Source organism: Halopelagius fulvigenes (genome assembly GCF_055398025.1).
Genome location: NZ_AP043846.1, coordinates 235369 through 261760, shown reverse-complemented (window position 1 = coordinate 261760; position 26392 = coordinate 235369). Strand labels below are relative to the sequence as shown.

Below are 26392 nucleotides of genomic sequence, written 5' to 3'. Positions count from 1 at the left end.
TCGGGTGCGAGACGAACGGAGGCGCGGAACCGACCGAGAAAGAGCGAACGCGACGGACGCGCTTACCCGCCGAGGAAGTCCCTGCGGACCCGTTCGTCGCCGAGCAACGCGTCGCCGGTATCGACGTAGCGGTTCCGCCCGTTCGCGAGGACGTAGCCGCGGTCACAGCGCCGAAGCGCCTCCTTCGCGTTCTGCTCGACCATCAGGATGGCCGTACCGTCGTCGTTGATGGCGTCGATGCGGTCGAACATGTCGTCCACCAGGTCGGGTGCGAGGCCCGCCGACGGTTCGTCGAGCAAGAGCAGGTCGGGTTGGAGCATCAACGCGCGCCCCATCGCCAGCATCTGCTGTTGCCCGCCGGACATCGTGCCCGCCTTCTGGTCGCTCCGTTCTTCGAGGATGGGGAAGCGGTCGTACACCGCCCGCACGGCGTCCCGCGGCACCTCGTCGAGGATGTACGCGCCCATCTCCAAGTTCTCCTCGACCGTCAGCGAGGAGAACACGTTGTCGTTCTGCGGGACGTAGCCGATTCCCTTGTGGATGATGTCCTCCGGTTCGAGGCCGGTGACGTCCTCGCCGTCGAACGTGACCGTCCCGCCCATGTGGGTGGTGAGTCCGAAGACGGACTTCATCATCGTCGATTTGCCCGCGCCGTTCGGACCGACGATGGTGACGTACTCGCCGTCGTAGACGTCCATGTCCACGTCGGTGAGAATCTGTAAGTCGCCGTAGCCGGCGTCCAGGTTTCGGACTTCGAGGAGGGCTTCCTCCTCCCGCGGCGTCGCCTCCGTCTCGACGGCGACGTCGTCTGCGCTCATACGTCCCCTCCGAGGTACGCCTCGATGACGTCTTCGTTCGCTTTGACCGCCTCGGGGTCGCCCTCCGTGAGGACGCGCCCCTGGTGGAGGACGATGACGTGTTCGCAGTTCTCCATGATGAGGTCCATGTCGTGTTCGACCAGGAGGAAGGTGTAGCCCCGTTCGCGGAGTTCGTGGATGTGGTCGAGGAGTCGCCGTTCCAACGTCGGATTGACCCCCGCGAACGGTTCGTCCAAGAGCAGCATGTCCGGGTCCGTCAGCAACGCGCGCGCCATCTCCAGCAGTTTGCGCTGCCCGCCGGAGAGGTTCTCCGCGTACTCCTCGGCGATGTGGTCGATGTCGAAGAAGTCCAACACCTTCCAGACGCGTTCGAGGAGCTCTTCCTCCTGTTCGATCACGTCGTCGCGCACGCCGGGCGTGACCGACCGCCACAGTTTCTCGCCCCGTTGGGCCTTCGGCGCGAGCATCATGTTCTCCAAGACGGTCATCTCGCCGAGTTCGCGGGCGATTTGGAACGTCCGGACCATCCCGCGGTTCGCTATCCGGTGCGGTTCGAGTCCCGTCACGTTCTCGCCGTTGAACGTGACCGTTCCCGAGTCGGGCTTCAGCATGCCCGTGATGAGGTTGAACGTCGTGGACTTGCCCGCGCCGTTCGGGCCGATGAGGCCGGTGAGGGTCCCGCGTTCGACCTCGAAGGACGCGCCGTCCACGGCGGTGATGCCGCCGAAGGACTTCCGCAGACCTTCGACTTTCAGCGGGTACTCGGTCGTGACGTCCGGGCCGGTTCCGAGGTCGAGGGACGCCGACCCGGTCGCCGCCGCGGCGTCGTCGGGGTCGGCTTCGCGCCCGCGTTCGGTCTCACTCATCGCTCTCACCCCCATCCGATACGGCCGTCCGAGACGTCTTCGGCCTGCTGAGCGGGATGCTCGCGGCCGTCTCCTTGCGGTGGCCCATGAGGCCTTCGGGGCGGTTGTGCATCAGCCAGATGAGGACGAGACCCATGATGACGAGTTGGAGCTGTCGGATGCTGTCGATGGTGTAGAGGACGAACGGAAGCGGGTCGAGGTTCGAGGCGAGGGGTGCGACCGCCGGCCCAAACCCGTTCGGCGCGTTCGACGCCGGGAGCACCATCTCGACGAGGTTCTTGAAGTAGCGCGGCCCCTGATAGAGGACGGCCGCGAATATCGCGCCGCCGAGGACGCTGCCGGTGTTCGACCCCGCGCCGCCGATGATGAGCGCTATCCAGACGAAGAACGTCACGCGCGGGCGGAAGAAGTTCGGCGTCACCGCGCCCTGCGTCATCAGCCAGAAGATGCCGGCCAACCCCATCAGGGCGCACCCGAGCATGAACGACTTGATTTTGAACTGGTCGGTGTCCTTCCCGAGGGAGTTCGCCACGTCCTCGTCCTCGCGGATGGCCTTGAGGACGCGGCCGAACGGCGACTCCCCGGTCCGCTTCAGGAGCCAGTAGTACCCCGCGACCATCGCCAAGAGCACCGCGCCGTAGACGAGTCCGTCCACGACCGGTTTCGGGTTATTCAGGCCGAGCGCGGTTCCGAACGCGCCGACGAAGCCGAGGTACGCGTCCCACAGGCCGAAGAACGAGAAGAACGCCCGGATCGGGCCGGTGTAGTTCAGGATGAGCCCCGACCCGCCCCCGAAGCCGACGCGGTTGCCGAACAGTTGGAACTGCTGGAACTCGCCGGAGAGAAACGAGAAGCGGACGATTTCCGACATGGCGATGGTGACTATCGCGAGGTAGTCCGCGCGCAACCGAAGCGCCGGTAAGGCGACCACCAACCCGAGAAGCGCGGCGGCGAGCATGCCGGCGAGGACGCCGACGATAAGCGGTAGGCCGAGTCCGCCCACCTGCGCCGCGCCGCCGCCCTCGTACACCGGCTTCGAGACGAGAGCCATCACGTAGACGCCGACGGCCATGAAGCCGACGATGCCGATGTTGAACTGCCCGGTGTACCCCCAGTGGAGGTTCAACGCGAGGCTCAGCATGGCGAACACGCCGACGTAGAACGTCAGCACGGCGATGGTGTTGAGTTGGCCGCGGAGCGAGTAACCGAGAGCCACCCCCACGGCGACGTACGCGGCGTAGACGACCGCCAGCGACGCGAGGATGAGGCCCGCGTCGCCGCCGGGCACCCGGTCGGTGAAGTCCGCTCGGACGCTCATGCCGTCGACCTCCCGCTAAAGAGACCTTCGGGCTTCACGAGCAGGATGAGGATCATCACGACGAACGCCGCCGCCCGGGCGAAGGCGGAGGGTATCCAGATGACCGACAGCGACGCCGTGAGACCGATGACGAGTCCGCCGGTGATGGCCCCGTAGACGGAGCCGATGCCGCCGAGGATGACCGCGGCGAAGATGAGAAGCAAGAGTAACCAGCCGTCGTTGAAGCCGAGCGTCCCCTTCCAGAGGATGAACGTGTAGCCCGCGACGCCGGTGAGGGCACCGCCGATAATCCACACCGAACGGACGACCCGTTCGGTCGGGATGCCGGTGACGCGCGCGAGGTCCTCGTTGTCGGACATCGCCCGCATCGCCTTCCCGAGTTTCGTCCGCTGGAGGAGCAGATGCACGGCGAGCATCAGTCCGCCCGCGACGACGGCCAGCGTCAGGTCGTGCATGTTGATCCTGACCGCGCCGTCCACGAAGTACAGCGAGAACGACGGCGGTTGAGCGGTCGTGCCCCGCACGTCGGACCCGAAGACGAACTGTATCAGGTAGCGGAGCGCGAACGCGACGCCGATACTGGTGATGAGAAGGGTGATTCCGTCCTCGTCTCGAATCGGTCGGAAGACGGTTCGGTCGACGAACAACGAGAGCGCGACGGTGAAAACGCCCGCCACGAGCAGTCCGAGAACGATGGCCAGCGGCGTAGAGACGATGCCGATGTCGAGTGTTCCGCCGTAGACGGACCCCCCGGCCCCGACGAGGAGGAGTGCGCCGACGTCGGCGCGTCCGAGTCCGGCGACGAGGTACGTCGTCGCCCACCCGGAGAACGCCCCGGCGGTGATGTAGTCGCCGTGAGCGAAGTTCGCGAAGTTCAGGATGCTGTACGTCATCGACAGTCCGATACCCGCCAGACCGATAACCAGTCCGCGCATCACCCCGTCCCAGACGAGAGACCCCACGTCGCTGAATGCGGTTCGGCCAGTCGCCAGGCCGACAAGTAGGTCCAGCGCCAACAGAACGGCGACGAACCCCACTGCGAGGGCGAACGGGCGGTCCACCGCGAACCGGCGTCCGCGCGAGTATGTTTCAGCAATCCCCATTGATAACTATCCTCACGCTATGTGCGAACGTGATTGAGTGATAAGTCTTTCTTCACACGTTGGAAATTCGCGGTAAAATGTGACAGCAGCGAGCGAGGAACGCGGAAATCGCCGCACTCGCGGGCGGCAACAGGGAGTAGTTCTATCGCACCCGCGCACCAACCGGGGACCGATGAGGGAAGCCGACGAGGGGTCCGCGCCGAGCTCCGCAGTCGTCGACCGGCCGTCGATGGAGGAGGTAGACGCCGTCGCCGACATGTGGGTGGACCTCGCCGCGAGTCAGCGGGCGTACCGGTCGCACATCCGCGGCCCGGAGAACAGAGGGACGATTCGGGACGCGATGGCGCGGCACGTCGTCACCGACGGCCTGCGGGTCGCCCGAATCGACGACGAGATAGTCGGCTTCGTCATGTTCGGCCTCGAACGCGGCGAGTACGTGCAGGACGTGACCCGCGGCGTCGTCCGAAACATCTACGTCGAACCGTCGGCGCGGAACCGCGGCGTCGGGTCGAAGCTGCTCTCGACAGCAGAGCGGGAACTCCGCGACGCGGACGCCGACGCGATAACGCTGGACGTGATGGCCGGAAACGAGGAGGCGCGGCGCTTCTACGAACAGCACGGTTACAGCCCCCACCGCGTAGAAATCGAGAAACGGGTCGAAAGCGATACACACTCAAAGGAGGACTGACTATTCGGAGTCGCGCCAGGGGAGCATGGGCGGTTCATGCACTCGACTTGTAATCGAGACTTCGCGGGTTCGAATCCCGCCCCTGGCTCTTCTGTCCGAGCGACAGCGAGGACGAAACGTCAGACGCGGATTCGTGACCCGACGAGACGTGCCTCGCTCGTCTCCTCGCACCTTCGCTTCGGACGGAACCTTCTCGACCGGTGTGCCGCCTCCGTAGCCTGCGCGACGCCCTCGAAACGGGATTCGCCGAACGAGGTCGCCTTCGATGCGTTCGCACGCGTCGGCGAGCAGTTGCTCGCAGAGAGCAGTATACTAGTGGTACCACCTATCGCTTTAGTCCGCCGGTTTATGTGCGTGCATCGAAACGACACGGGAGACGGAAGATGGACGAGACTGACGTCTCCGAGGACACCCTCGTAGCGTACTTTACCGTCCTCGGCCGCGAGCGTCGCAGGGCCATCGTGAAAGTGGTCGCGGAGGAGGACCGTCCGCTGGACCTCGTTCTTCTCGCGGGGTGGATCGCCGGAACGGAGGACGTCGAACGGGTGAAGAAAGAACTGCACCACCTTCATCTCCCGGAGTTGGACGCGGCGGGACTGGTCGACTACTCCTCGGAGGAGCCCTCATCAGACCGACGGACGGAACGTCGGTGGCTTACAGCCTCCTAGAGTGCTTCTCGTGAAGTCGCGGCGTGTACGCCCACGCAGACCGGGAGGACGTCTCTCCGAACACCGTGCGCAACAGCGTTCCGAATCGAGCCCTCACACCCCCCAGAACGCGACGATTCCGACCACCGTCACCACCGAGAGGAGGAGTTGAAGCGGCAGGCCGACGCGGAGGTAGTCGGTGAACTTGTAGCCGCCGGGACCGAAGACGAAGAGGTTCGTCTGATAGCCGATGGGCGAGAGGAACGCCGTCGAGGCGGCGAACGTCACCGCGAGGACGAACGCGAACGGGTTCGCGCCGATGCGGGCGGCCACGTCGGCGGCGACGGGAATCATGAGGACGACGCTCGCGTTGTTCGAGATGAGTTCCGTGATGAGTCCGGTGGCGAGGTAGAACGTCCAGAGGACGCCGATTATCGGAAGGAACCCCGCGGTGGACGCGACGAGAGCGCCGACGAACGCCGCGCCGCCGGTCTGTTCGAGAGCGATGCCGAGGGGGATGACGCCCGCCAAGAGGAAGATGACGTTCCAATCGACGGCGTCGTACAGTTCGTTCGGCTGGAGGACGCCGAGAGCCACCATGGCGACGACGCCCGCGAGTGCGGCGATGACGATGGGTAGAATCTCGGCCGCCGCGAGGACGACGACGGCGAGGACGACGGCGACGGCGTGCGGAATCTTCTCCGTCTCGTACTGGGGGTCCTCGGCTTCGAGCGCGAGGATGAAGTCGCGGTTGCGCGAGAGGCGGTCCACGCTGTCCGGTAGCGCCTGCACGAGGAGCGTGTCGCCGGGTCTGATGGTCGTCTCCTCCAGCCGTTCGTGGACGAGTTCTCCCCGCGTGCGGAAGGCGAGCACCGTCGCGTCGTACCGCTCCGCGAAGGAGGAACTGCTGAGCGTCTCGCCGACGAGCGCCGACCGCGAGGGGATGACGACCTCGAACAGCGTCGATTCGCCGCTCGCGGTGTCGAAGTCGACGGCCGTGGGCGTTTCGGCCAGAGAGAGGCCGTCCATCGACATGAGGCGGCGGAGCGTGTCGCGGTCGGTGCGGAGGCGGAGGCGGTCGCCCGACCGAATCGTCTTCCGGGCGAGGGGGTCGCCGAACCACCGGCCGCCGCGGACGAGTTGCAGGACGTCGGCGTCGGCGAGGGTCTCCTCGGTCGCTTCGGCGACGGTGCGGCCCGCGACCGGAGCGTCCTCGCCGACGACGACGGCGACGAGGTAGTCCGCCACCTCGTACTCCTCGATGTAGCTCTCCTCGGGCGGGACGCGTTCCGGGAGGAGTCGGTGGCCGACCGTCACGAGGTACGTTCCGCCGACGAGGAGGACGATGGCTCCGAGGCCCGTGAACTCGAACATCGAGAACTCGTGCAGTCGGGGGTACTGCGCGGAGAGTCGCCCGGCCACGTCGCTGGCGAGGATGTTCGTCGAGGTGCCGATGAGCGTGAGCATCCCGCCGAGTTGGGAGGCGAACGAGAGGGGGATGAGCAGTTTCGACGGGGACGTTCGGCCGCCGTGCGCGATGTCGGAGACGACGGGGACGAGCATCGCCACCACGGGCGTGTTGTTGATGAACCCGGAGGGGACGCTCCCCACGGCGACGGTGGCGAGGACCTGCCGAAACCGGTCGCTCCCGGCGAAACCGGAGAGTCGCCGACCGAGTCGCTGGACCGCACCCGACCGGGAGACGCCGGCGCTGAGGATGAGCATCGCGAGGACGGTGATGGTCGCCTCGTTGGAGAACCCCGAGAGTCCCTCCTCCACGGAGATTCGGGTCCACGGCTCCAACACGACGAGCGAGACCAACACGAGAATCGCGGTAACGTCAACAGGGAGCAGTTCCGTCGTGAAGAGCACCAACGCCCCGAGGACGACGGCGAACACCACCACCGTGCCGACGGTCACGTCCGGCGTCGGTTGGAGGGGGAAAACCGCGGTCAGAAACACACAGAGTGGACGCCGCCCGGACGCAACAGCGTTATTGCGAATTTCGCTGACGGTAGCGAAACGCGACTGAAACGGGACGGAAACGCGACGATTCCGGCCGCGGGTCAGCGGTTCGAGTGGTCCCTGTCCCGCGGGGCCAGAAGGATGAGCGCGCCCGGAATCGAGAGCGCCATCAGTTTCATCGGGTTCTGCCGGATGTCGAAGTTCGGGTCGAGCGGTTCGCTCTGGAGGTCCGTGATGCGGAGACAGGAGTAGTAGACGACCACGTGCGTGATGACGTACGCGAAGACGCACGGGACGATGATGGGGTAGCGCACGCCGAACTGGCCGGCCAGCACGTCGAACAGTATCGCGGTGACCGAAGAGACGGCGACGAAGTCGCCGATTTGGAGGGTGACGCCGGTGAAGGCGGTCACCACGCTATCGACGAGAGAAGTCGTGTACGGTGTGTAGACGAACGCCGTCACGACGCTCAGTCCTACGAGACAAGCGCCGGCGACGAGGCCTACTATCGGATACACGTACTCCATTCTCACAGTGTCGAACTATTCGACAGAATATAGTGTTTCCTCTCTGCTATCAGAACTGAATTTCGGGCTCATTCGTCAGGGTCGCTCATCGTCGACTGCGTCTCAGAACAGTTCGCCGGGGCCGTACAGTCCACTACCGTCACCTGAGTCTCCCTTCTGACCGATCAGGTAGCCGTCGTCGGACCATCCGTTTCTGGTGCCGTTCGCGCCGTCCGTCTCGTTCGTCTCGGTCGTCTGAGTCGCCTCGGTCGTCTCGGTCGTCTGAGTCGCCTCGGTCGTCTCGGTCGTCTGAGTCGCCTCGGTCGTCTCGGTCGTCTGAGTCGCCTCGGTCGTCTTGGTCGTCTGATTCACCTCAGTCGCCTCGGTCGTTTGAATCGCCTCAGTCGCCTCGGTCGTCTGATTCACTTCAGTCACCTCGGTCGTCTGAGCCGCCTCAGTCACCTCGGTCGTCTGATTCACTTCAATCGTCTCGGTCGTCTGAGTCGCCTCGGTCGTCTGGTTCACCTCAGTCGTCTCGGTTGTACCGTTCGTTTTGATCGTCTCGGTCGGCCGGCCGGGTACGCTGTGGTTTCCTCGGCGGCTATGGTTAGCGGGTGTCTCGCCTGATAAATCCGGCGCCTCGACCGTCAGGTTGTCGCTGTCGTTTTCGCCGTCGAACCGGCCGGGAACGGCGTCGGTACTCGAACCGCGGTCGGATTCGTTCGTTGAGGGCTGTCCGCGTTCACCCGAACGGCCGGGCGCGCCGTCATGACCGTTACGGTTACCGTTGCCGGTTCGCTGCTCCTTCTTGTCTTCGTCGTCCGCGAGTCCGTTACCGACGTTCGATCCGGCGACGCGCTTTGCGATGTCGGACACCTCGTCCCCGGAGAGGTTGCGCGCCTCGGTTCGCAGTCGTTCGACCTCCTCGGAGCCGATGCCGTTCGCCCGCTTCACGTCCGCGGGCAGTTCCTGCGCCGCGTCGGACGACCGGTTCAGGAGGCGCTGAAGCGACCGTATCTCCGCAGTCAGTCGGGCCGCCTGCGCCTGGTACCGTCCCCGCGAGAGGTTCCCCGCCTCGCGGGCCTCGCGGAGTTCGCTCCGCCGTTCTCGAAGCGTCTCGAGACGCTCTCGGCTCTCGTTCAACTGGTCTGCGACGACGCGAGCCTTCGAGTCGTTGCTCGCCGCACTCGCCACGCGGTGGTCGAACGACCGAGAGTCGAGTTCGCCGTCGATTTCAGCCCGCTGGACGGCGAGGATGCCCGCGAGTTGCTCGCCGGGCGCGATGCCGTCGGACCCGTTCTCGCCCGCCGAGTCGTTCGCCGTCGTCATCTCGTTCGCGCCGGTGTCTGTCATCGCGTTCCCCGTCTCCGTCGTCTCCGTCGTCGTCGCACTCGTCTGCGTCGAAGTCGCTTGGGTTCCGGCGGCGGCGACGCCGGCCGGAACGGTTGCGACGACGACGAGTACGGCCACGAGGAGCGCAGTCACTCGCCTCATCTCGTCTCTCCGTACTAGCCGGACGGACATATACACCGACTATCTTCGTCCGGATTTAGCCCCAATCAAGCGGAGTTGAAGGTCGCCGCCGTCGCGCGATTTCCGGGTGTTAAAATCAGGCTGTTGACGTAAACAGTCGAAAGGTTTTTACCTGGGCCCGGGGCCGGCGTCCTCGTCGTCCGCCTCGTCGCCGTCGTCGTCCGGCAACACGAGGACGTTCTCGCGGCCGAGTCGGAACGCGTCGAGCGTCCCCTCGTCTCGCATCTTCCGGACGACTTGGCTCGTCTTGGCGTCGGTCCAATCCAACGTCTGTGCGACCTCCTGCTGTTTCAGCCGACCGTCCTCGTGTTCGATGAGCGCCAGCACGCACTCCTCGTTGCTCAGCAGTTCGTCCTCCCACGGCATCTGTCTCTCGTCGCTCCCGCCCTCGTCGCCTTCGGAGGCGTCGTCGCTCTCGCGGGCGCCCCCGTCGTCCTCGTCGGACGAATCGTCCGCCGCGGGGGGAACGTCGGCGTCGGTACCGGCGCGTCCGCCGACGGCCCCGCCGTCGTCCGTCGCGCCGCCGGGCGTCGCGCGCGTGCGCGAACTATCCGCTTCGGCACCGTCCTCGCGTCGGCGATACAGCATCCACCCGCCCCCGGCGACGACGCCGACGACGAGGAGCGCGAATCCGCCGATGACGGCGATATCGTTCCCGGAGGACGCGCCGTCGCCGCCGCCGGTCGGCGTCTCCGAGGGCGACGGGGACCCGGCCGACGGCGACTCGGCGAGGAGAAGCGTCGGTTCGCCCGGGCCGAAGTCGAGGGGACCGTTCCAGGCGACGGTCCGCGTCCGCCGGTCGTTCGGGTTGGGCGACACCGACTCGACTTCGTACCCCTCGGGCCACGTCATGAGCAGCGACGTTTCGCCGTCGAGGAAGAAGCCCGCGAGGGCGTCGCCCGCCCGAATGCGTCCGTCCTCGACAGCGGCGAAGTTCGTCCACGTGAACGAGTACGTGATGATGCCGTACTCCTGCGGCAGTTGCTGTCGGGACGTGGAGACGCTGACGTTCCCGACGCTCATCTGTCGCCCGGTGGCGTTCTCGGCCGTCGCAGCGGTCGCCTCCATCCGCGACCGGAACTCCGAGACGTAGGCCGATTCGTTCGCTCGGATGTCGCGTTGGACGGATTCGAACGCCTCGGTCTTGTTCTCCTCGTCCAGTCGGACTCGGTACTCGACTTCCCACTCCGCGGTGCCGTCGGGTTGGAGGGCGACGCGGAGGGAGACGTCGTCGGGGGCTATCTGCGTCCCCGCGATGGTCGCCGTCGATTGGGCGGACGCGGGGTTCGGGACGCCGCCGAAGACGAGGGCGACGGCGAGGAGAACGACGAGAGCGCGCGTCGTTCGTGATTCGGGACGAGTCATTTCGGCGGAAATCGAACGGGGGGGAACAAACCACTTCCGCAACGGAACGACCGGCGACCGAGAGAGGGAGGAGAACGGACGATAAGGGGTCGAGAGTGTCACACCAGCGACAAGATGTCCGACGAACCGAAGAGGCGCCTGCGTCGTCTCGCGTCCGTCTAACACGCCCGCAGAATCGCTCATCGGCGCTCTCGGCTGAGACTCGGCGCCGTCTATTGAAAGCGGGGCGAAGTTTTATAGCAAACAGGTATAAGAGATTAGACGTCCCATGCCCGAGTGTCAGAACTGTGGTTCGTTCGTGACGCCCGCTTACGCGCGCGTTTTCGCCCCGACGAACATGGACGACCCCCGCGTCTGTCCGTACTGCGACGATATGGTTAGAGACGGTGCGGACGTGAGAAAGGCCCGTTCTCCGCGAAACTCCTGACGCACTCCGTCAGGCGATTCGGTACCGTTCGGCGTCCTGATCGACGAGTCCTCGCTCGCACAGGGTGCTGAGGATGCTGTACAGGGAGAGCTTCTTCATCTCCAATCCCTTCTGTAGGTCCGTTATCGACGCGTCGCCCTGCGTCGAGAGATAGAGGTAGACGAGTTTCGCCCGGGGCGACTCCAGTTCCGCGGGGATCGTCGAAAGACCTGTGCCGGAGGACGAGTCGGAGTGGATGGACCGTTGCATAGTTGTTACCGACCGATTGGGTTCGACGATAATAAAACCAATCCACGACGATTGTCGAAAGGACGGAATCGGAAAACGTGGGGGAGCGGCCGTCTCGACGGTGAACTCCGAAACTGTCAGGGATATTCACGGTCGAACCGCGGTCGTTCGTCCGTCCGATTTTCGACTACCGACGAGAGTCGGTTCGACGGGGGTCCGGCAGCGGCGGGGAGTGGCGGTCGGCGGGGAGCGGAGACGAGCAAAGACGAGCGAAGCGAGTCCGAACGCGCCCGGCGGAAGTGGAAGGGGCGGGAGTCGAACCACGCGAAGCCGTGCTCCGGGCGGACCGCGGAGCGGTCGCCGTCGGAGACGCTCTACCACTGAGCTACCCTTCCTGTCTCGGAGTACGTGGGAGCGACACAAATAGCCTCGGTGGGTCGGGCGACGGTTCGGTCGGGCGAGGACGAAACGCCCCGGAGAGGGAGAAAGGCGGGTTCAGTAGCTCCGAACCTTCGGCTCGTACGTCTTGCTCTCGCCCTCGAGGATGACCGGGCGGTACCACAGTTCCGGCGTCCCGTCGTTCCACGAGAGCATCGTGTGCTTCAGCCACTCCTCGTCGCGTCGCTCTTGGGCCTCCTTGCGCCAGTGCGCGCCGCGGAACTCCTTGCGGGCGAGCGCGCCGAGCGTGATGGCCTCGGCCACGTCGAGGATGTTCTGCATCTCGATGGTCTGGACGAGGTCGGTGTTGAACGTGCGCGACTTGTCGGCGACGTAGACGTCCTCGTAGCGTTCGCGCGCCTCGCGGATGTCCCGGAGCGCCTGCTTGAGGCCCCCCTCCTCGCGGAAGACGTTGACGTTCCGCGTCATCGACATCTGGACGTCCGCGCGGATTTCGGCCTGCTGGATGCCCTCGTCCTTCCCGAGGAGGTACTCGATGCGCTCTCTCTCGGCTTCCAGCGCGCGTTCGACGTAGCCCTCGGGCGTGAGCGAGGAGGACCCGCCGGACGCCGCCGCGCCGCCGTCAGAACGCGGTTCCGACGAGGATCGCGAACCGTCGGTTCGCTCACCCCCGTCAGCGACGACGTCGCCGCCGGACGACACCGCGCCCGGTTCGACGGGCGTATCGACTTCGCCGCGTTCCCACTCGCCGCGCTGACCGGTCTGTATCTCCGCGTCCTCCATCTCTCGGCCCGCGGCGTGGTAGCCGGCGCGCTTGCCGAAGACGATGAGTTCGGGGAGGGCGTTGCCGCCTAAGCGGTTCGACCCGTGGACGGAGGCGCAGGCGCACTCGCCGGCCGCGTACAGGCCGTCGATGCACGTCTCGCCGTTCTCGTCCGTCTCGATGCCGCCCATCGCGTAGTGCTGGCCGGGCTTGACCGGCATTGGTTCTTCGAGGCCGTCGACGCCCTCGAAGTCCTCCGCGAGGTGGAGGATGTTCTCCAGACGGTCGAGGATGCGCTCCTCGCCGAGGTGGCGCATGTCGAGGTGGACGTACTCGTCCTCGATGCCGCGGCCCTCGTTGACCTCCGTCAACTCGGCGCGCGACACCACGTCGCGGGAGGCCAGTTCCCCGGCGTTGTTCGCGTACCCGTACTCGAACATGAACCGCTCGCCGTCCTCGTTGTAGAGGATGCCGCCCTCGCCGCGGACGCCCTCGGAGATGAGAACGCCCGTCGAAGGCAGGGTGGTCGGATGGAACTGGATGAACTCCATGTCCTCGATGGGGACGCCCGCGCGGTACGCCATGGCGACGCCGTCGCCGGTGTTGGAGACGGCGTTCGTGGTGTGGTCGTACACCTGCCCGAGGCCGCCCGTCGCGAGGATGACCCCGTCGCGGGCGCGGAAACCCGACACCTCGCCGGACTGGATGTCGTAGGCGACGACGCCGTGACACGTCCGCTCTTCGGGGTCCGCCTCGTCGGTGACGGCGAGTCGCGTGACGTACCACTCGTCGTACACCTGGATGCCCCGTTTGACCAACTGTTCGTACATCGTGTGGAGCAGTTGGTGGCCCGTCTCTGCGCCCGCGTACGTCGTCCGTGGGAACGAGAGGCCGCCGAACGGCCGCTGAGAGACGGTTCCGTCCTCCTCGCGGGAGAACGCCATCCCCCAGTGTTCCAACTGCATCGTCTCCTTGGGACTCTCCTTGCAGAGTGCCTCCACCGCAGGGGCGTCCCCGAGGTAGTCCGAGCCTTTCATCGTGTCGTACGCGTGGTCCTCCCACGAGTCACCCTCTCGGATGGCCGCGTTGATGCCGCCCTCGGCGGCACCGGTGTGGCTTCGGACCGGGTGGAGCTTCGAGACGATGGCCACGTCCGCTCCTGCTTCCTGCGCCGCGATGGCCGCGCGGAGGCCCGCGCCGCCCGCGCCGACCACGATAACGTCGTGTTCGTACATGGTGTGAGTTTGTGTTTCGTTGTTGAGGCTGGTTCGACTCGGCTATCTCACCAGAACTTCAGGTTGCTCTTGACGGCTTCGCGCTTCAGCTCCTGGATGTGCTCCGTCAGCGGGATGTCCTTCGGACAGACGGTGCTGCAGGAGAACTGGGTCTGACAGCGCCAGACGCCGTGTTCCTGTTCCAGAATCTCCATCCGGTGCTGCTTGATGTCCTCGCCCTCGCGTTCGTCCATCGTGAAGCGGTACGCCTTGTTGATGGCCGCCGGGCCGAGGTACTCGTTGTCGCCCGCGGCGATGTTACAGGAGGACATACACGCCGCGCACCAGATGCAGCGCGTGGACATCTTGACCTTCTCGCGGTTCTCTCGGGACTGCTTCTGTTCCGCCAGTTCGTCGTCCGGCAGGTCGTTCGTCTGGAAGTACGGCTCAACGGCGTGCATCTGGTCGTAGAAGTGCTCCATGTCCACGACGAGGTCCTTCACGACTTCGGCGTGGGGGAGCGGTTCGACGCGAACGGGCTCGTCGAGGTCCGACAACTGGGTCTTGCACCCGAGTTTCTGACGCCCGTTGATGAACAGGGCGTCGGACCCGCAGATGGCCTGCCGACAGGAGTGCCGGAAGGTCAGACTCGAGTCGTAGTTGTCCCGCGCGTACATCAGCGCGTCGAGGACGGTCATCCCCTTGTGGTAGGGGACGTAGAAGTCGTCGAAGCGAGGCTCCTGCTTCCCGGCGACTTCGGGGTCGTACCGGAACACCTTCAGCTGGTACGTGTCCTCGTCGTCCGGGGATATCTCGGACTCTTCTTTCTGGCGCTGACGCTCTCGAGCTTGGGCCCGGTCGCGCTTCTGCCGCATGCGCTCTTCCTGAGCGACGGAGGTTTCCGACTCCGCCGCGGACGATTCTTGCTCGGACTGTTCGGGAACTTGCGTGCTCATGTTAGAACGGAAGGATGGTGATACCGGCCCATGCGTTCGCGGTTCGGATGCCCTGCACCACGAGGAGGAGACTCGCCGCGACGAGCGTCCACTTCACGGCCGTCTTGCGCGACCCGGTGAGTCCCTGGTTGACGAGGGCGTTGAAGACGCCGTTGACCCCGTGGAACGTCGCTGTCACGAGGAACAGCACCATAAGCGAGTAGTACGTCCACGTCTCCATCCGCGCCGACGACATGGCGAACGTCACCTCGTCCGCGTGGTGGACGAAGTGAAGCAGGAAGAAGTGGAACGCCAGGACGACCACGAGGAACGCGGCCGTGATTCGCTGCCAGAGCCACCGGCGCCCGCCGCGTTCGAACGAGGAGTAGCGTTCCGCCATCTCAGAACACCCCCGCGACGAACGTCGGGACGCTGGCGACGACTATCGCCCCCGTCAGTATCAGCGACGCGTAGAAGCTCTTGTCCTGCGATTCCAGCCCGACGCCGAGGTCCACGAACAGGAGACGAAGCCCGTTGAGGATGTGGAACACCGCCACGGCGAGGAGTCCCACTTCCATGATACGGACCACCAGGAGACTCTCCAGCGTCCGGATGGTGGTCGTGTACGCATCCGGGCTCTGAAGCGCCGTCGAGAGGACGGCGATGTGGGTGAACAGGTAGCCCACTAACACCCAGCCCGTGAACTTGTGGAAAACCCAGGCCCACATACCAGCTGAGAACTCCCGCCACCGGCCGAAGTCCTCGATGAGGCCCCGATTGTAAGACTGACTCATGCTCTCGTGAGTCTGGGTACTGGTATCGTATAGAACTTACGTGTACGGACGCGCGGGAGGGGGGCCCGAATCGGTGGACGGCATCGGCCACTCTCGCCCGCGTCGCGCCGTCGTTTAAGTCGTCGGCCGCGCGCGACGCCGCCGGCGACGCGACGCCGCCGTCACGACCGGGCGTCGGCCCCGTGCGGGGACTGCTCCCGCTCGACGACGCGCCGAACCGGTTCTTCGAGTTCCACGAGGTGGCAGAGCGGGTTCCCCGGGTAGACGACCGGGTTTTCGAGGACGCCGACGAGAAGCCCCGTGAACGGCGCGTCGATGGTGACGTTGTCGTCCTTGAACGGGTTGGTGATGGTGCAGATGCGGTCGCTCTCGTGGACGAGAGACCCCCGGTCGTGGTGCATGTCCACGATGCCGCCCGCGTCGGCGCGAATCCACGTCTTCTCGTTCGCGTCGTCGATGACCGTCTGCCACCCCGGCCACCGGACGACGGTGGTGTCGCGCAGGCCGTACTCTGCGAACACCGACTCGACGCCCGCGAGGGCGTCGTCGATGAGTTCGCGTTGGAACCGGTGGGCCTCGCCCATCTCGATGGTGATGGTGGGGATGCCGACGCGCGTCGCCTCCGTCCGGAGGACGCCGTCGCTGCCGGTGCTGTCGATGATGACGTTCGGCCCGTACGCCCGCGCGAGTCGTTCGACGCCGGGGTCGGACATGTCGGCGCGGACGTGCAGCATGTTCGTCCGGCCCCGCGTCGAGGTGTGGAAGTCGAGGCCGAAGTCGCAGGGCGCGATGAAGTTGTCGAAGATTCTGGCGGCCATGCGCTTCGCGCTCGTGGAGTCGTGCTTACCGGGGAACGATCGGTTCAGGTCGCGGTCGTAGATGGGGAGATACCGCTGCTGCGCGAGGAAGCCGGGGACGTTCATCACGGGGAGGCAGACGAGCGTCCCCGCGAGGTCCGAGAGGTCCCACTCGAAGGCGACTTCGCGGACCACTTCGATGCCGTTTAGTTCGTCGCCGTGGGCGGCGGCCGAGAGGAACACCGTCGGTCCGGGCCGTTCGCCGTTGATGATTGTAACCGGGATGCGGACGGGGTCACCGAGGTACGTCTCGCTGATACCGTACCGGATGTTCTGAGTCTCGCCCGGCGCGACCTTCCCGCCGTTGTACGTGAAGGTCACATCGTCGCTCATACCCGGTCTCCGGGTGGGTGGTACATAACGCTCCCGCACCGCGCGTCGGCGTCGCGCCGGGAACCGAACCTGTTCGTCCGCACGGTCGGACGCGCGCGACGGTTCGGGTTCGGCCCCCGGAGTTAGCGGTCCGACGATCTGCGTCTCTCTCGCTGACGGATCACTTCACCGGCATGCCTTTGAAACAGCGGTATGTTACTGACGTGTATGTCTACGGACGGAGACGAAGTCCGAGTGGGTGTACTCTCTCTCCACAACAGCAAGGAGACGAAGGCGATACTCAACGCGGTCGACGATCTCGGCCACGAGGGGTTGTGGCTGCGGCAGGAGAACACGGCGATAAGCATCGAGGGCGGCGAGGTGACTATCGAACCCGACGTGGACATCATCGCGAACCGCCTCCTCCTCTCGAACACGGAGGAACCGGCGGAACTGCTCGGTCTCGCCACGACGTTCGAGCGAATCCGTCCGATGCTGAACGAACCCGCGAACGTGCTGACGGCGATTCACAAGTTCGCGACGGCGGCGACGCTGGCGAACTGGAACATCAAGGTGCCCGACGCCCTGCTCGCGCTCTCGAACGAGAAGCTGAACGCCGGCCGCGAACGGTTCGGCGACGTCGGCGTCTACAAGAGCGCGATCGGCACCCACGGCGGCGGCACGTGGAAGGTGGACCTCACGGAGACGGTCAACCCGAAGGTCGGCAACAGGCAGGCGTTCCTGCAGGACCTCATCGAACGCGACGCGGACAAGCACCGCGACCTGCGCGTCTACATCGTGGACGGCGAGATAATCGGCGCGATGTACCGCTACGCCCCCGACGGCGACTGGCGGACGAACGTCGCCCTCGGCGGCGACGTCCTCGACGCGACCGACGAGATGCCGAAGGAGGCCCGCGACACCGCTCTCTACGCAGCGGAGGTCATGGACTTGGACTACGTGGGCGTGGACCTCGTGGAGGGCGACGAGGGCTGGTTCGTCCTCGAAGTGAACCCCACGGCCGGGTTCAAGGGGCTCCACAAGGCGACCGGGAGGAGTCCCGCCCCGTACATCGCCAAGACCGCGATCGAACGCGCGGGCGGCGAGGTGGACGACGACCGGGTGGAGGAACTCACCGCGACCCTCGACGACTCCCGTCCCGCCAGCATGCCCCGCGTGGACCCCTCCGCCGAGGGGGAGACGCCGACCATCGGCTACATCGAGGAGATAATCGTCTCGGGGACGAGCGGTTCGAAGCAGACGCTCGCGAAGTCCGACACCGGCGCGACCCGGACGAGCATCGACACGTCGCTGGCGGCGGAAATCGGCGCGGGGCCGATAAAGAGCATGACGCGCGTCCGGTCGGGGAGCCACAAGTCCGGGAAGGCCCGCCCCGTTGTGGACCTCGTCATCGGCATCGGCGGGACCCAACACACCGTGACCGCGAGCGTCGAAGACCGCTCGCACATGGACTACCCGATACTCCTCGGGCGGGACATCCTCGAACACTACCGCGTCGACGTGCGCCGCCGCGCCGACTCCGGCGGTTCGAAGGACGACGACGAACGCGAAGAGGAGTACTTGGAGTAAGACGCTCGCGGGTCTCGGCGGACGCCCCGGCCTCGACGGGACGCTGGGGTGGGGTGAACGGCATTTACGTCTGCGCGACATACGGGCCGTCACCACATGCAGACGACACCGTGGAAACAGACGCTCCTCGACGACCCCGTGATGGCGGACCTCGTTCGGCGGCACGGAGACGTCGAACTCGCCCCCGCGGAGGACGAGTTCGAACGCCTCTGCGTCGCCATCGTCAACCAACAACTCTCGACCGCCTCGGCGAAGGCCATCCGAAAGCGCGTCTTCGCCCTCCTCGGCGACGTGACGCCGACCACTATCCTCGCGGCCGACGCCGACGAACTCCGGGAGGCCGGCCTCTCCCGGACGAAAGTCGAATACCTGCGCAACGCCGCGGAGGCGTTCCGCGAACGGGACTTCACCCGCGAAGCCCTCGCCGAGTACACCGACGAGGAGGTCATCGACGCCCTCACCGAAATCAAGGGCATCGGCGAGTGGTCCGCCCACATGTACCTCATCTTCACCCTCGGCCGGGAGGACGTCCTCCCGTTGGGCGACCTGGCGGTTCGGCGCGGCATCGAGGAACTGTACGGCGCCGCGGACCGCGCCGAGATGCGCGAAATCGCCGAGTCGTGGCGTCCGTACCGGTCGTACGGGACGCTCTACGTCTGGGAACACTACGAGAGTTGACGGGGTGAGCGTTCGCACGTGACCCGCCGCGACTCCCCAACCGGCGGACCGAACGACGGGCGGGGCGAACGGTCGGTGACGCTCTCGACGGGCGAAACCGTCTCGCTCCCCCTCTCGACGGAGGGGACCGTTCTCGGGGCGGTGTTCTCGGCGCGCCGCGACGGCCTCCGGGAACTCCTGCCGGCGGGACTCGAACCGATTCGGGTCGCACCTCGCCGCGCCGCGGTGACGTTTCTGAGCGCGTCGTACCGCCGCGTCGGCGACGGGACGATAGCGCCGTACGACGAGTTCGCCGTCGTCGTCCCGGCGGTCCACAAACCGACCGCGGTCCCGTTCGCGTCGTTACTGCGGCGGGGCGCGAGCGGGTACGTCTGGTTCCTCCCGGTGACGACCGACCCGGCCAGAGCCCTCGGAACCGACGTGTGGGGGTTCCCGAAAGTCGTCGCGGACATCTCCCACGAGGACGACGCGTCCCGGCGGCGGACGACCGTGACCGTCGACGGCGAACGCCTCCTCGCCTTCGAGGCGAAGCGCCCGAAGGCGGTTCGCCGGCGGGAGTCGGGCGGCGCTTACTCGGTCGAAGGCGGACGACTGCTCCGCGCGCCCGTCGAGGTGGACGGAGACGTCGGCGTCTGGCCGTACACCGGCGCGGCGTCGGTCGAGTTCGGCGACCACCCGCGGGCGAGACGGCTTCGCTCGCTCGATATCGGCGGCCGGGCCCTCGCGCGGTTCGTCGTGGACGGCGAGACCGTCTTCGCCGTCGGCGAACCGGTCGAACCCGCGAGATGACCCGACTGAAAATCGTCACATCGGCCGATTCGCGGGGCAGCGATTCCCTCCCCGACTATTTCAGTAAAAACGATTAATGAACTGACTACGGGTTTTCTTTTTACCCGAGGGAAACGTTGAAACCCCGAGCAAGAGAGGATACGCGCATGGAGATAGACGACGTCAACAGTATCACGGTTCTCGGCGCGGGCAGCATGGGCCACGGTATCGCCGAAGTCGCGGCGCTCGCGGGGTACGACGTCAACCTCCGCGACATCGAGGAGGAGTTCGTCCAGAAGGGGTACGACCAGATAGAGTGGAGCCTCGGCAAGTTGGCCGAGAAAGAGCAGATATCCGAGTCGGACGCCGACGCCGCCCTCGAACGCGTCACGACGTACGTGGACCTCGCGGAGTCCGTCTCCGACGCGGACGTCGTCGTCGAAGCGGTGCCGGAGAAGATGGAGATAAAGAAGGACGTGTACACGGAGTTGGAGGCCGCCGCCCCCGAGCGAACCGTGTTCGCGACGAACACCTCCAGCCTCTCGGTCACCGAACTCGCGGAGGTGACCGACCGACCGGAGCAGTTCTGCGGGATGCACTTCTTCAACCCGCCGGTCCGGATGCAACTGGTCGAGGTCATCTCCGGCGCGGAGACGGCCGACGAGACGATGGACCTGATAGTCGAGTTGGCCGAGGAGATGGGGAAGACGCCCGTCCGCGTCCACAAGGACAGCCCGGGGTTCGTCGTCAACCGCATCCTCGTCCCCCAGATGAACGAGGCGGCGTGGATAGTCGAGTCCGGCGACGCCACCGTCGCCGAAGTCGATTCGACGACGAAGTACGGCATCGGCCTCCCGATGGGCACCTTCGAACTCGCCGACCAGGTCGGCATCGACGTGGGCTACCACGTCCTCGACTACATGAACGAGGTTCTCGGCGACGCCTACGAACCGTGTCCCCTCCTCGAAGAGAAGGTCGAAGCCGAGGAACTCGGGAAGAAGACCGGGAAGGGGTTCTACGACTACGAGGGCGGCGAGGGCGCGCAGATTCCCTCCGACGAGGTGCGCGAGGACGTCGAACGACGCCTGATGGCCGTGATGGCGAACGAAGTCGCCGGACTCGTCCAGAACGACGTGGCCGACGCCGAGGCCATCGACCGCGCCGTGATGCTCGGCGCCGGCTTCCCCGACGGCCCGGCGAAGATGGCCGACCGGGCGGGCCTCGGTTCGTTGGTCGAGACGCTGGACGAACTCCACGAGGAGACGGGCGCGGCGCGGTACGAGGCGGTCGAACTGCTCCGCGAACTCGGCGAGTCCGGCGAGGGCTTCCGCGGGGGCGACGCCGGCGAGGAGTCCGAAGGACACGACTACGAGACGCTCTCGGTGGAGGTTCGCGACAACGTGGGTCACGTCGAACTCGACCGCCCGCACCGGATGAACACGATCAGCGAGGAACTGCTGGACGAACTCTCGGCCGCGATAGACGCGTTGAACGACGACGACGGCGTTCGCGCCATCCTCCTGTCGGGCGCGGGCGACCGGGCGTTCTCCGCGGGCGCGGACGTGCAGTCGATGGCTAGCGGCGGGGGCCAACCCGTCGCCGCCGCCGAACTCTCCCGGAAGGGCCAGCGGACGTTCGGGAAACTCGAACAGAGCGACAAGCCCGTCCTCGCGGCCATCGACGGCTACTGCCTCGGCGGCGGGATGGAACTGGCCACCTGCGCCGACCTCCGCATCGCCTCCGAGCGCTCGGAACTGGGGCAACCGGAGCACAACCTCGGCCTGCTTCCGGGGTGGGGCGGCACCGTCCGCCTCCAGCGTATCGTCGGCGCGGGGCGGGCCAAGGAGATTATCTTCACCGCCGAACGCTACGACGCGGAGACGATGCGCGAGTATGGCTTCCTCAACGAAGTCGTCGGCAACGGCGAACTCGACGACCGGGCGTGGGAACTGGCCCGCGACCTCGCGTCCGGCCCGCCCATCGCCCAGCGATACACCAAGCGCGCGATGCGGAGCGGATGGGAGAGCGCCGACGCCGGACTGGAAGTCGAATCGCAGGCGTTCGGCCTCCTCTACAACACCGACGACCTGATGGAGGGCGTCACGGCGTTCATGGGCGACCGCGAACCCGAGTTCGAGGGCAAGTAAGAGGTTCACACCCTCGGCGGGCCGGGAACGGAATCTTTAAACAATTCTGCGAATGACGAAAGAGTGCAGGCTCGGTTGGTGTAGTCCGGCCAATCATCTTGGCCTTTCGAGCCGAGGACAGGGGTTCAAATCCCCTACCGAGCACTTCTCTCGGAACAACCGCCCAAGCAGCACGTCTCGTCGCGCTGCGACGGCTGTGTGGAGTGGATGCGCGACAGGGGATTTGAGCCAGCGAGCAAATCGAAGATTTGCGAGTGAGGTACAAATCCACTACAGGCCCTCCTCAGGCATTCTACGTGCCGATATCGACCGTCGCATGGACAACGACAAAACCGTGCGTAACACCGAGTCGACTCGGCGGAAGCCGTACCCCGACGCCGTACAGACTTGACGGGTCGGAAAATACGTGATCAAGAGGTCACCTGCCACCAGTGACGGTTTCGGAACTCGCCCGCGGTATCGTCGACGGTTCGAATTCGATTTTTGATTTGAGGACGCTTCGTATCGGGCGAGTTGACGGTGATACGTTCGTTTCCGACGACGATATTCGCGGGGTCGCCACGAGAACCGTTTCGGATCTCGTAATCGGTAATTCGCAGATCTACCGACAGAAAGCGGATCAGAGAAGACAGAGCGAGCGAATCCCCGCAGGCACTGTCCCAACGGTCTCCCAGTCGTCGTCACGTTCTACGATCACCCGCCCTTCGTTCGTCCCCGCGACGAGGTGAATGTCCGAAGACGCCCACGCGAGTATCACTTCTTGCGGCGCACCGGGGTAGGACACAGACGCGAACGTTTCGCCGTCGTTTTCGGAGACGAACATGGCCCCGTCCGCACCGGACTCGCCCTCCCACGTTCCCGGCGATGATCGGGCTGCGGCGGCGTACAGTCGTCCGTTGCGAATAGTCGCCTCGCGGAAGTATCGATGCGAGAGTTCCTCGTCTAACCGTGTCCACGAGCGACCTGCATCTGTCGTTCGATAGAGCCCATCACCGCACGAGGCGATGTATTCCTCGTCATCTCGGATCAGCACGTGGTGAACGTCGTCTTGAACGCCATCACGTCGTTCTGCCCACGTTTCGCCGCGGTCTTCACTGACGTGGACGCCGCCGACTTCGACGCCCGCAATAACTCGATTCGGCGTGTCGGGATGAGCGCCTAAGCTTCGGATGTGGGCCTCGTTGCGATGGCGAGGAGTGTACCATTCGTCGCGCGAAGGTAACTCCTGAAACCCTTCGAGCTCACGCCACGAATCACCGTCGTCCTCGCTAACGTAGAGATGGGCTGGATGCGTTCCCGTGTAAAGGCGTTCGTTGTCCGGACTGACGAGAACCGAATAGACCTCGTTCTGCGGGACGCCCTGATCGGACCAGGTTTCGCCCCCGTCCGTGGAACGGTAGAGTCCCGTCTTCGAGCACGCGTAGGTTCCGTCGGCCCATTCGAACTGTTGGACTCGCATTACTCGGCCAGCGTCCAACACTTGGCTCGCGTCGTTGAAATGGATATCCGAAACACGATACACGCCGTCGTTGGTTCCGAGCAACAGTGTCATGAGTGGGTGTTGGTTCCAGCTGACTGTCAATTTATGGGGGAGGCCGTTTCGTGGCATGAGAGCGTGCTGTACCGCGCCAAAACGTCGGCAATTGCGTGATGCTTGTGTCGCTCTCAAGCGGAGTGGGTGACCGGTTCCTTTCTGGGAATCTGTGGCTCTCAGACCAAGCAAGTTCCTCCACAAAGTCACTCACGCTGACGAGGCTGAAGATGCGGACAGGGGACGTGAGCCAGCGAGCAAATCTTCGATTTGCGGGTGAGGTTCGAATCCCCACCGACGGCCACACTCGTTTTCAGTCTGACCCGCGGTGTGTACGGTACCGTGGTCGACGTTCTGGGACACGTTGCGATGGGCCTCCTGTGGGCGGTTCCGGCGTGGGCGTTCCCGGGGAGGCGGCTCAGTCTCGCGTTCGTCGGCGTCGTCCTGCTGACGGTGATGGTTCCCGATATCGACCTCTATCTCCCCGGCGTCGTCCACCACGGGCCCACGCACACCGTGCTGTTCGTCGGGACGGTCGCCCTCCTCGGAGGCGCGGTCCTCGCGCCCCTCGCGGGGCCGACGCTTCGGCGGTGGTGGCGTCGAGACGCCGGCAAAGTGCCGTCGTCGTCGACGGTGTACCTCTTCGTCGCGGGGGGCCTCCTCCTCGGCGGCTTGAGTCACCTGTTCATCGACATGCTGTCGGCCGGGGCCGGCGGGAACCCGCCCTTGGAACCGCTCTGGCCGTTCGTCGTCCGGTCCATCTCCATCGACTTCATCTACTACAGCGCGTTCGTCTGGAACGGCGGCCTCCTCGCGGCGGCACTCGCGATTCACATCGCCCTCTACCTGCGCGAGACGGCCAACACCGAACGCTCGAAGCGAACGTGACGCCGCGGCCCGCGGCCGTCGGCGACCCGAGGTCGGTTCTCGCGGAGTCCCGCCGAGCGCAACCGGAGCGATCGGTTCCGTTCACGGAAATCCACACATATATACGAGGGAGCTTCTGCAACGGCGACAGGCGGTTTTTCCGCTTCCGGACGAGTTCGCAAGCCCGACGGGTTGCGGTTTAGGGGATGGTTTATATCAACCGCCAAAATATGTACAGGTACATTGAGGGGAGGGAAGATGTGTTAGAGACCGAGCGGTTGTTTACGCAGGTGGCCGACGACGATAGTCTGACGAAAGACGACATCTTCTCGATGCTGAGCAACCGCAGGCGTCGTCTGGTCCTCCACCACCTCCACCGCCAGTCCGGAACCGCGTCGGTTCGGGAACTCTCCCAACAGGTCGCAGCGTGGGAGAACGGAGTCTCGACGGACGAACTGAAGTACAAACAGCGAAAGCGGGTGTACACGTCGCTCCACCAGACGCACCTCCCGAAACTCGACGACATCGGCGTCGTCGTCTACGACCGAGACAGGGGGACGGTCGAACTGACGGAACGGGCGGGCCAGTTGGAACCGTACCTCAACATCCAGAGCGAACCCACGGAGTCGTGGTCCGTCTACTACCTCGCGCTCGCGGGCCTCTCCGCGCTCATCGTCTTCTTCGCGTGGGTGGGGTTCTTCCCGTTCCCGATGCTCCCCGACATCGTCTACGCCGGCGTCGTGACCGTCGTCTTCGCGGCGTCGGCGGCGGTACACACGTACCAGGTCCGATCGGCGACGGTTGACCCCGACTCCGCGCCGCCGGACTCCGCCCGCCCGAGTCGGAACCCGCTCGACGAAACGGTCGCCGACGGCGGCGAAGACGGAGGCGACTGAACCAACGACACGTTCAAGAGCGTTCGCCGCGCCGTCGAAGACATGGCCACACGTCGGACGCGGGCCGTCCTCGGGGGTGCGACGACCGTCGCCGCCGTCGCCACCGCCGGCAGCCTCTACTTCAGCCTCGGACTCGGATTGGTGCCGTGCGACCTCTGTTGGTATCAGCGGATCCTGATGTACCCTCTCGTCGTCGTCCTCGGCGTCGCCGCCGTCGAACGACGGTCAGAGGTGTACCGAACCGTGCTCCCGTTGTCGGGACTCGGCACCGTCGTCGCCGCGTACCACGTCTACCTCCAAGTCGCGCCCGGCGGGGGGACGTGTTCGCTCGGCGGCGGGTGCGCGTCGATTCAGTACGCGATGCTCGGCGGACTGCTCACGATTCCGCGCCTCTCGCTGATAGCGTTCGTCCTGATAACGGGACTCGTGGCGACGCTCGCGTTCGCTCGCGAGGACGCGTGGGCGGCGGACGCCCGGCGAAGCATCTCGTAACGGCCGACGGCGCCCCCTTCTCGGCGCTCACTCCTGCAGTCGGTGGAGGAGCGAACTCCGCTGGTCGAGCAGTTGGTACGCCGCCGAGAGGACGACGAGAACGAGAAACGCGGCGGCGACGAGCGTCGGGTCGAGTGCGGCGAGCGTCGGGACGCCGACGGCCTGCCCGAGGACCGACAGGAGGCCGAGGACGCCGACGCCGAGGTAGTACTCCGCCCACGAGATGCCGTACTTCGGGACGACTTCCATGTAGACGGCCACCTCGTCCGCGCCGTCGGCGATGGCGACTCGCTTCTCCTCGTCGTCGTACGTCACGATTCCCAGTTCGTCGAGTTTCGGGAGGTGCGTCTGGTGGAGCGACACGTAGACGCTCTGTCTGACGTTCCGCGGCGGCGGCGACTCGCCGGACTCGATGCTCGCTATCAGCTCGGCCAAGTCGGCGACGGACTCCTCGCCGCTGTCGTCGCGGAGACGTTCGATGACCAGCCTGCGCCGGTCGTTTCTAAGAACGTCGTGTATCTCCGCCTCGCCGAGCGTCGCTCCGTCTCCGTCGTCCGTCGCCCCCCGCGACTCGACCCCTCCCGCAGGCATGTTCGGCTCAGAGTCTCGTCGCCGGGGTTAAGAATATATCCTATACTGACATTCACCCGGTAAGACAGGAGTCGGGGAGACGGGAGAAGATCGG

26 protein-coding genes and 3 tRNA genes are annotated in these 26392 nt (G+C 65.5%); 12 read left to right on the top strand and 17 right to left on the bottom strand.

Annotated features, from left to right (window positions below; translation table 11 throughout):
• Positions 1-62: 62 nt before the first annotated feature.
• Genes ACZ522_RS05615 through ACZ522_RS05600 form a run of 4 tightly spaced genes read right to left on the bottom strand, consistent with a single transcriptional unit; the run spans position 63 to position 3937 of the window.
• Positions 63-818, bottom strand: coding sequence for an ABC transporter ATP-binding protein (locus ACZ522_RS05615; protein WP_379694189.1), 756 nt, complete (start codon positions 816-818; stop codon positions 63-65).
• A complete protein-coding gene (locus ACZ522_RS05610; protein ID WP_379694192.1) occupies positions 815-1684 on the bottom strand; it encodes an ABC transporter ATP-binding protein in 870 nt (289 codons plus the stop codon). The genes ACZ522_RS05615 and ACZ522_RS05610 overlap by 4 nt, the downstream gene beginning before the upstream one ends.
• Entirely contained in the window at positions 1677-3002 is a 1326-nt protein-coding gene (locus ACZ522_RS05605; protein ID WP_379694195.1) for a branched-chain amino acid ABC transporter permease, read from the bottom strand. The genes ACZ522_RS05610 and ACZ522_RS05605 overlap by 8 nt, the downstream gene beginning before the upstream one ends.
• Complete coding sequence (locus ACZ522_RS05600; protein WP_379694577.1) at positions 2999-3937, bottom strand: branched-chain amino acid ABC transporter permease; 939 nt, start codon at positions 3935-3937, stop codon at positions 2999-3001. The genes ACZ522_RS05605 and ACZ522_RS05600 overlap by 4 nt, the downstream gene beginning before the upstream one ends.
• A gap of 340 nt (positions 3938-4277) precedes the next feature.
• Here ACZ522_RS05600 and ACZ522_RS05595 point away from each other — a divergent pair, with 340 nt between their 5' ends.
• The 3 genes from ACZ522_RS05595 to ACZ522_RS05585 all read left to right on the top strand — a co-directional run bounded on the left by ACZ522_RS05595 (position 4278) and on the right by ACZ522_RS05585 (position 5461).
• Positions 4278-4793 carry a GNAT family N-acetyltransferase gene (locus ACZ522_RS05595; RefSeq protein WP_379694198.1) on the top strand — a complete coding sequence of 172 codons (516 nt, stop codon included), beginning with the start codon at positions 4278-4280 and terminating at the stop codon, positions 4791-4793.
• Positions 4794-4807: 14 nt separating this feature from the next.
• Positions 4808-4881 (top strand) — tRNA-Thr (locus tag ACZ522_RS05590).
• A gap of 295 nt (positions 4882-5176) precedes the next feature.
• Positions 5177-5461, top strand: a complete 285-nt coding sequence (locus ACZ522_RS05585) for a DUF7344 domain-containing protein (RefSeq protein ID WP_379694201.1) — start codon at positions 5177-5179, stop codon at positions 5459-5461.
• Between the two features lie 93 nt (positions 5462-5554).
• Here ACZ522_RS05585 and ACZ522_RS05580 read toward each other — a convergent pair whose 3' ends face one another.
• The 4 genes from ACZ522_RS05580 to ACZ522_RS05565 all read right to left on the bottom strand — a co-directional run bounded on the left by ACZ522_RS05580 (position 5555) and on the right by ACZ522_RS05565 (position 10809).
• Positions 5555-7402, bottom strand: a complete 1848-nt coding sequence (locus tag ACZ522_RS05580; protein ID WP_379694203.1) for an SLC13 family permease — start codon at positions 7400-7402, stop codon at positions 5555-5557.
• Positions 7403-7506: 104 nt separating this feature from the next.
• Positions 7507-7932 (bottom strand): DUF8133 family membrane protein, encoded by a 426-nt coding sequence (locus tag ACZ522_RS05575; RefSeq protein ID WP_379694205.1) that lies wholly within the window; start codon positions 7930-7932, stop codon positions 7507-7509.
• A gap of 102 nt (positions 7933-8034) precedes the next feature.
• Entirely contained in the window at positions 8035-9405 is a 1371-nt protein-coding gene (locus ACZ522_RS05570; RefSeq protein ID WP_464391799.1) for a DUF7096 domain-containing protein, read from the bottom strand.
• Between the two features lie 147 nt (positions 9406-9552).
• On the bottom strand, positions 9553-10809 hold the full coding sequence (locus tag ACZ522_RS05565; protein ID WP_379694209.1) for a helix-turn-helix transcriptional regulator: 1257 nt from the start codon (positions 10807-10809) through the stop codon (positions 9553-9555).
• 268 nt (positions 10810-11077) lie between these two features.
• Here ACZ522_RS05565 and ACZ522_RS05560 point away from each other — a divergent pair, with 268 nt between their 5' ends.
• Positions 11078-11236, top strand: a complete 159-nt coding sequence (locus ACZ522_RS05560; RefSeq protein ID WP_464391798.1) for a DUF7563 family protein — start codon at positions 11078-11080, stop codon at positions 11234-11236.
• A 9-nt stretch (positions 11237-11245) separates the two neighbouring features.
• Here the strand turns inward: ACZ522_RS05560 and ACZ522_RS05555 are convergent, their stop codons facing one another.
• The 7 genes from ACZ522_RS05555 to ACZ522_RS05525 form a co-directional block, all read right to left on the bottom strand.
• Positions 11246-11485 carry a TrmB family transcriptional regulator gene (locus ACZ522_RS05555; RefSeq protein ID WP_379694212.1) on the bottom strand — a complete coding sequence of 80 codons (240 nt, stop codon included), beginning with the start codon at positions 11483-11485 and terminating at the stop codon, positions 11246-11248.
• Positions 11486-11764: 279 nt separating this feature from the next.
• Positions 11765-11859, bottom strand: a tRNA-OTHER gene (locus ACZ522_RS05550).
• 100 nt (positions 11860-11959) lie between these two features.
• Positions 11960-13861, bottom strand: coding sequence for an FAD-binding protein (locus tag ACZ522_RS05545; protein ID WP_379694214.1), 1902 nt, complete (start codon positions 13859-13861; stop codon positions 11960-11962).
• A gap of 47 nt (positions 13862-13908) precedes the next feature.
• Positions 13909-14796, bottom strand: a complete 888-nt coding sequence (locus ACZ522_RS05540) for a succinate dehydrogenase/fumarate reductase iron-sulfur subunit (RefSeq protein ID WP_379694216.1) — start codon at positions 14794-14796, stop codon at positions 13909-13911.
• Between the two features lies 1 nt (position 14797).
• Positions 14798-15175: a succinate dehydrogenase/fumarate reductase transmembrane subunit gene (locus tag ACZ522_RS05535; RefSeq protein ID WP_379694219.1), complete on the bottom strand. Its 378-nt coding sequence runs from the start codon at positions 15173-15175 to the stop codon at positions 14798-14800.
• 1 nt (position 15176) lies between these two features.
• A complete protein-coding gene (gene sdhC / locus ACZ522_RS05530; RefSeq protein WP_379694221.1) occupies positions 15177-15569 on the bottom strand; it encodes a succinate dehydrogenase, cytochrome b556 subunit in 393 nt (130 codons plus the stop codon).
• Between the two features lie 161 nt (positions 15570-15730).
• Positions 15731-16759 (bottom strand): succinylglutamate desuccinylase/aspartoacylase family protein, encoded by a 1029-nt coding sequence (locus ACZ522_RS05525; RefSeq protein ID WP_379694223.1) that lies wholly within the window; start codon positions 16757-16759, stop codon positions 15731-15733.
• Positions 16760-16966: 207 nt separating this feature from the next.
• Here ACZ522_RS05525 and ACZ522_RS05520 point away from each other — a divergent pair, with 207 nt between their 5' ends.
• The 5 genes from ACZ522_RS05520 to ACZ522_RS05500 all read left to right on the top strand — a co-directional run bounded on the left by ACZ522_RS05520 (position 16967) and on the right by ACZ522_RS05500 (position 22065).
• The gene (locus ACZ522_RS05520; protein ID WP_379694225.1) at positions 16967-18328 is read left to right on the top strand and encodes a putative ATP-dependent zinc protease; all 1362 of its coding nucleotides are present in this window, start codon (positions 16967-16969) and stop codon (positions 18326-18328) included.
• Positions 18329-18424: 96 nt separating this feature from the next.
• Positions 18425-19006: a DNA-3-methyladenine glycosylase family protein gene (locus ACZ522_RS05515; protein ID WP_379694228.1), complete on the top strand. Its 582-nt coding sequence runs from the start codon at positions 18425-18427 to the stop codon at positions 19004-19006.
• Between the two features lie 18 nt (positions 19007-19024).
• Positions 19025-19795: an acetoacetate decarboxylase family protein gene (locus ACZ522_RS05510; RefSeq protein WP_379694230.1), complete on the top strand. Its 771-nt coding sequence runs from the start codon at positions 19025-19027 to the stop codon at positions 19793-19795.
• A 146-nt stretch (positions 19796-19941) separates the two neighbouring features.
• Positions 19942-21921: a 3-hydroxyacyl-CoA dehydrogenase/enoyl-CoA hydratase family protein gene (locus ACZ522_RS05505; RefSeq protein ID WP_379694232.1), complete on the top strand. Its 1980-nt coding sequence runs from the start codon at positions 19942-19944 to the stop codon at positions 21919-21921.
• A 69-nt stretch (positions 21922-21990) separates the two neighbouring features.
• Positions 21991-22065, top strand: a tRNA-Glu gene (locus tag ACZ522_RS05500).
• A gap of 475 nt (positions 22066-22540) precedes the next feature.
• Here ACZ522_RS05500 and ACZ522_RS05495 read toward each other — a convergent pair.
• Positions 22541-23473, bottom strand: a complete 933-nt coding sequence (locus ACZ522_RS05495) for a WD40/YVTN/BNR-like repeat-containing protein (protein WP_379694234.1) — start codon at positions 23471-23473, stop codon at positions 22541-22543.
• A 321-nt stretch (positions 23474-23794) separates the two neighbouring features.
• Here ACZ522_RS05495 and ACZ522_RS05490 point away from each other — a divergent pair, with 321 nt between their 5' ends.
• The 3 genes from ACZ522_RS05490 (at position 23795) to ACZ522_RS05480 (ending at position 25707) form a co-directional block, all read left to right on the top strand.
• Entirely contained in the window at positions 23795-24340 is a 546-nt protein-coding gene (locus ACZ522_RS05490; RefSeq protein ID WP_379694236.1) for a metal-dependent hydrolase, read from the top strand.
• Positions 24341-24579: 239 nt separating this feature from the next.
• On the top strand, positions 24580-25215 hold the full coding sequence (locus tag ACZ522_RS05485) for a DUF7344 domain-containing protein (RefSeq protein ID WP_464391797.1): 636 nt from the start codon (positions 24580-24582) through the stop codon (positions 25213-25215).
• 42 nt (positions 25216-25257) lie between these two features.
• Positions 25258-25707, top strand: a complete 450-nt coding sequence (locus ACZ522_RS05480; protein WP_379694240.1) for a disulfide bond formation protein B — start codon at positions 25258-25260, stop codon at positions 25705-25707.
• A gap of 27 nt (positions 25708-25734) precedes the next feature.
• Here the strand turns inward: ACZ522_RS05480 and ACZ522_RS05475 are convergent, their stop codons facing one another.
• Positions 25735-26298, bottom strand: a complete 564-nt coding sequence (locus ACZ522_RS05475; protein ID WP_379694242.1) for a DUF7344 domain-containing protein — start codon at positions 26296-26298, stop codon at positions 25735-25737.
• Positions 26299-26392: the final 94 nt, after the last annotated feature.